3 protein-coding genes are annotated in these 3,976 nt (G+C 73.4%); 1 reads left to right on the forward strand and 2 read right to left on the reverse strand.

Annotation, left to right across the window (positions count from 1 at the left end):
- Positions 1-87: 87 nt before the first annotated feature.
- Together ACFRQN_RS40085 and ACFRQN_RS40090 are read right to left on the reverse strand one after the other, a co-directional pair.
- Positions 88-987: a hypothetical protein gene (locus ACFRQN_RS40085; RefSeq protein ID WP_074002473.1), complete on the reverse strand. Its 900-nt coding sequence runs from the start codon at positions 985-987 to the stop codon at positions 88-90.
- Between the two features lie 66 nt (positions 988-1,053).
- A complete protein-coding gene (locus ACFRQN_RS40090; protein ID WP_049651130.1) occupies positions 1,054-1,335 on the reverse strand; it encodes a metal-sensitive transcriptional regulator in 282 nt (93 codons plus the stop codon).
- Positions 1,336-1,646: 311 nt separating this feature from the next.
- On the opposite strand from ACFRQN_RS40090, the gene ACFRQN_RS40095 reads away from it, so the two are divergent.
- Positions 1,647-3,893, forward strand: a complete 2,247-nt coding sequence (locus ACFRQN_RS40095) for a heavy metal translocating P-type ATPase (protein WP_380745589.1) — start codon at positions 1,647-1,649, stop codon at positions 3,891-3,893.
- The last annotated feature ends 83 nt before the right edge of the window (positions 3,894-3,976 follow it).

Raw genomic sequence — 3,976 nt, forward strand, 5'->3', positions numbered from 1 at the left:
GGATCTTTCTCAATATATTTGCGATATTCATCTAGTGTTGTGGCGATCCCCCCGCGGGATCGCCCGGCACCTCTCGTACGGGCCCGCTCAGTGCTGGTGGCCGGCCGGGGCGGCGGCGCCTTCCGTCGTCACGGTGAAGGCCGCCGTGTGGACGGTGTCCTGGTGCTTGAAGTCCAGGAAGAGGCGGTAGCTGCCGGGGCTCGGGGCGGTGGTGGTGAAGCCGATCTCCGGGCCCGGGGTGCCGGTGTCCGGGTGGACGTGCAGGTAGGCGAGGTCGCCGGCGCGCAGGGCGACGAGGTGGCCGTACGCGCCGAGGTAGGGCTGGAGGTCGGTGACCGGCCGGCCGTCCTTGCTGACGCCGAGGGTGAGCGTGCCGCTGCGCCCGGGCGTGAGGTCGCCGCCGAGGGTGACGGTGTAGCCGTCGACGGTGACGGTCCGTCCGGTCTCCGGCAGCGGGGCGGGCCGCAGGTCGCCCGCGGCGTGCAGGTCGGCGCCGAGGGTGAGCCCCTCGGTCGCCCCGGCCGGGGTGAAGTCCGCGAAGACCCGGTACTCCCCGGCGGCGGGGACGGCGGTCTGGGCGCTCCAGGTGCCGTCGGCGGCGAGGGTCGGGTGCAGGTGCTGGAAGGTCGACAGGTCGCGCGGGGCGACGATCAGGTGCAGGTCCTTCTCGTGCTGCTGCTGGTAGGCGGTGACGGGCTTGCCGTCCGTGCCGAGGATGCGGAAGCGCAGGTCGGTGGGGGAGCCGGCGGTCACGAACGGGTTCTCGACGCTGAGCGTGTAGCCGCGTTCGGAGACCTGCAGCCCGCCGGGCAGGTGCTCGGCGCCGCCGTCCGTCGGCTCCGCGCCGTGCCCGGCGTGCCCGCCGTGCGCGGCGGTGGCGGGCTTGGGGGAGGGGCCGTTGCCGGTGGCGTGGCCGACGCCGAGGGCGAGGCCGAAGGCGGCGGCGAGCCCGGCGGTGAAGGCGGTGATGCGCAGCGGGGTGTTCATGGCGGCGTTTCTCCTCGTGATGCGGGACGGCAGGACGGCAGGACAGAAGGGGGACGGGCCGGGCGCTCAGGCCCGCATGAGCCGGGCGATGGCCTGGGTGGCCTCGGCGACCTTGGCGTCCGCCTCGGCCCCGCCGCCCGCGATGGCGTCGTGGACGCAGTGGGCGAGGTGGGAGTCGAGCAGCTGTAGCGCCACGGACTGGAGGGCCTTGGTGGCGGCGGAGACCTGGGTGAGCGTGTCGATGCAGTAGGTGTCGGTGTCGACCATGCGCTGGAGGCCGCGGATCTGGCCCTCGACGCGGCGCAGGCGGCGCAGGAGCTGGTCCTTGTCGTTGTGGTAGCCGGCCATGGGGTCCTCCTCGGGTTCCGGCGGGGGCTCGGTGCGACGTGATGCGACTTGATGCGGCTCGACGCGCCTTGGTGCGCCTTGGTGCGTCTCGATGCGGCTCGACGCCGCTCGATGCCCACGAGTGAATACCCCATGGGGGTATCAAGTCAAGCAGTCGCCGCCCCCGAAAAATACGGGCAGGGGGTATCCGTCAGGTCTTGCGGACGATACCCCTCAGGGGTATAAATGAACCCGGCACCGCCCGATACCCCCCATGGGTACGAGGGCCCGGCCGCCGAACGTACCGCACGACGACGTCACGAGGAGCGACGATGACTACGCAGGCACCCGCCTCAGCGGAGGTGGAACTCTCGATCGGCGGCATGACGTGCGCCTCCTGCGCGGCCCGGATCGAGAAGAAGCTCAACCGGATGGACGGGGTCACGGCCAGCGTCAACTACGCCACGGAGAAGGCGAAGGTCTCCTTCGAGGGCGGGGTCGAGGTCGCCGACCTGATCGCCACCGTCGAGGCCACCGGCTACACCGCCGCGCTGCCCAAGCCCCCGGCCGCGGAAGGGGGTTCGGGCGCCGGGCAGGCCGAGCCGGCCGACGAACTGGCCCCGCTGCGCCAGCGGTTGTTCACCGCCGTGGCGCTCGCGGTGCCGGTGATCGCGATGGCGATGGTGCCGGCCCTCCAGTTCGACAACTGGCAGTGGCTGTCGCTGACCCTCGCCGCACCGGTCGTCACCTACGCCGCCTGGCCGTTCCACCGGGCCGCGTTCACCAACGCCCGGCACGGCGCCGCGACCATGGACACCCTGGTCTCGCTCGGCACCACCGCCGCGTTCCTCTGGTCGCTGTGGGCGCTGTTCTTCGGCGACGCCGGGATGCCGGGCATGCGGCACGGCTTCGAGTTCACCATCGCCCGCGGCGACGGCTCGTCCAACATCTACCTGGAGGCGGCGGCCGGGGTCACCGCCTTCATCCTGGCCGGCCGCTACTTCGAGGCGCGCTCCAAGCGCACCGCCGGGGCCGCGCTCAAGGCGCTGCTGGAACTGGGCGCCAAGGACGTGACGGTGCTGCGCGGCGGGGCCGAGGTGCGCATCCCGATCGCCGACCTCGCCGTGGGCGACCGCTTCGTGGTCCGGCCGGGCGAGAAGATCGCCACCGACGGCACGGTGGTCGAGGGTGCCTCGGCGGTGGACGCCTCGATGCTGACCGGCGAGTCCGTCCCGGTCGAGGTCGGGGTCGGCGACAACGTCACCGGCGCCACCGTCAACGCGGGCGGCCGGCTGGTGGTCGAGGCCACCCGGGTCGGCGCCGACACCCAGCTGTCCCGGATGGCCCGGCTGGTCGAGGAGGCCCAGAACGGAAAGGCCGCCGCCCAGCGCCTCGCGGACCGGATCTCCGCGGTCTTCGTCCCGATCGTGATCACCCTCGCGGTGGCCACCCTCGGCTACTGGCTGGGCACCGGCGAAGGCTGGACCGCCGCCTTCACCGCGGCCGTCGCCGTGCTGATCATCGCCTGCCCGTGCGCCCTCGGCCTGGCCACCCCGACCGCCCTGCTGGTCGGCACCGGCCGTGGCGCCCAGCTGGGCGTCCTGATCAAGGGCCCGGAGGTCCTGGAGTCCACCCGCAAGGTCGACACCATCGTCCTGGACAAGACCGGCACCGTCACCACCGGCCAGATGACCCTGCTCGCCGTGCACACCGCCGAGGGCGTGGACCGGGCCGAGGTGCTGCGCCTGGCCGGCGCCCTGGAGCACGCCTCCGAGCACCCGATCGCCCGGGCCATCGCCACCGCCGCCGCCAAGGCCGGCGAACTGCCCGCCGTCGAGGGCTTCGAGAACGTCCCGGGCCTGGGCGTCCAGGGCGTGGTGGACGGCCACGCCGTGGTGGCCGGCCGGGAGGCCCTGCTGAACGAGTGGTCGCAGTACCTGCCCGAGGCGCTGGCCGAGGCCAAGCGCACCGCCGAGGCGGCCGGCCGCACCGCGATCGCGGTCGGCTGGGACGGCGAGGCCCGGGCCGTGCTGGAGGTCGCCGACGCGGTCAAGCCGACCAGCGCCGAGGCCATCGGCAGGCTGCGCGCCCTGGGCCTGACCCCGGTGCTGCTCACCGGCGACAACCGGCTGGTCGCCGAGGCCGTCGCGGCCGAGGTCGGCATCGGGCCGGAGCACGTGATCGCCGAGGTCATGCCGCAGGACAAGGTCGACACCGTCAAGCGGCTGCAGGCCGAGGGCAAGGTCGTCGCGATGGTCGGCGACGGCGTCAACGACGCGGCCGCGCTCGCCCAGGCCGACCTGGGCCTGGCGATGGGCACCGGTACGGACGCCGCCATCGAGGCCGGCGACCTCACCCTGGTCCGTGGCGACCTGCTGGCCGCGGCGGACGCCATCCGGCTCTCCCGCAGGACCCTGGCCACCATCAAGAGCAACCTGTTCTGGGCCTTCGGCTACAACGTCGCCGCCCTGCCGCTGGCCGCCGCCGGCCTGCTCAACCCGATGATCGCGGGGGCCGCGATGGCCTTCTCCTCGGTCTTCGTGGTCGGCAACAGCCTCCGGCTGCGCCGCTTCCGCTGAGCAGCTGAGCCGCCGAGCCGGTCCGCACCGCCGGGCCGCTCCCACCGCCGGGCCGAGGCCCCGGAACCCCACCAGGGTTCCGG

Source organism: Kitasatospora sp. NPDC056800, assembly GCF_042789775.1.
In the GTDB taxonomy this organism is placed as follows: Bacteria; Actinomycetota; Actinomycetes; order Streptomycetales; family Streptomycetaceae; genus Kitasatospora.

Excerpts from the sequence above, each read along its gene's own strand:
- ACFRQN_RS40085 (WP_074002473.1), bottom strand. The coding sequence starts at position 987 with ATGAACACCCCGCTGCGCATCACCGCCTTCACCGCCGGGCTCGCCGCC.
- ACFRQN_RS40090 (WP_049651130.1), bottom strand. The coding sequence starts at position 1,335 with ATGGCCGGCTACCACAACGACAAGGACCAGCTCCTGCGCCGCCTGCGC.
- ACFRQN_RS40095 (WP_380745589.1), top strand. The coding sequence starts at position 1,647 with ATGACTACGCAGGCACCCGCCTCAGCGGAGGTGGAACTCTCGATCGGC.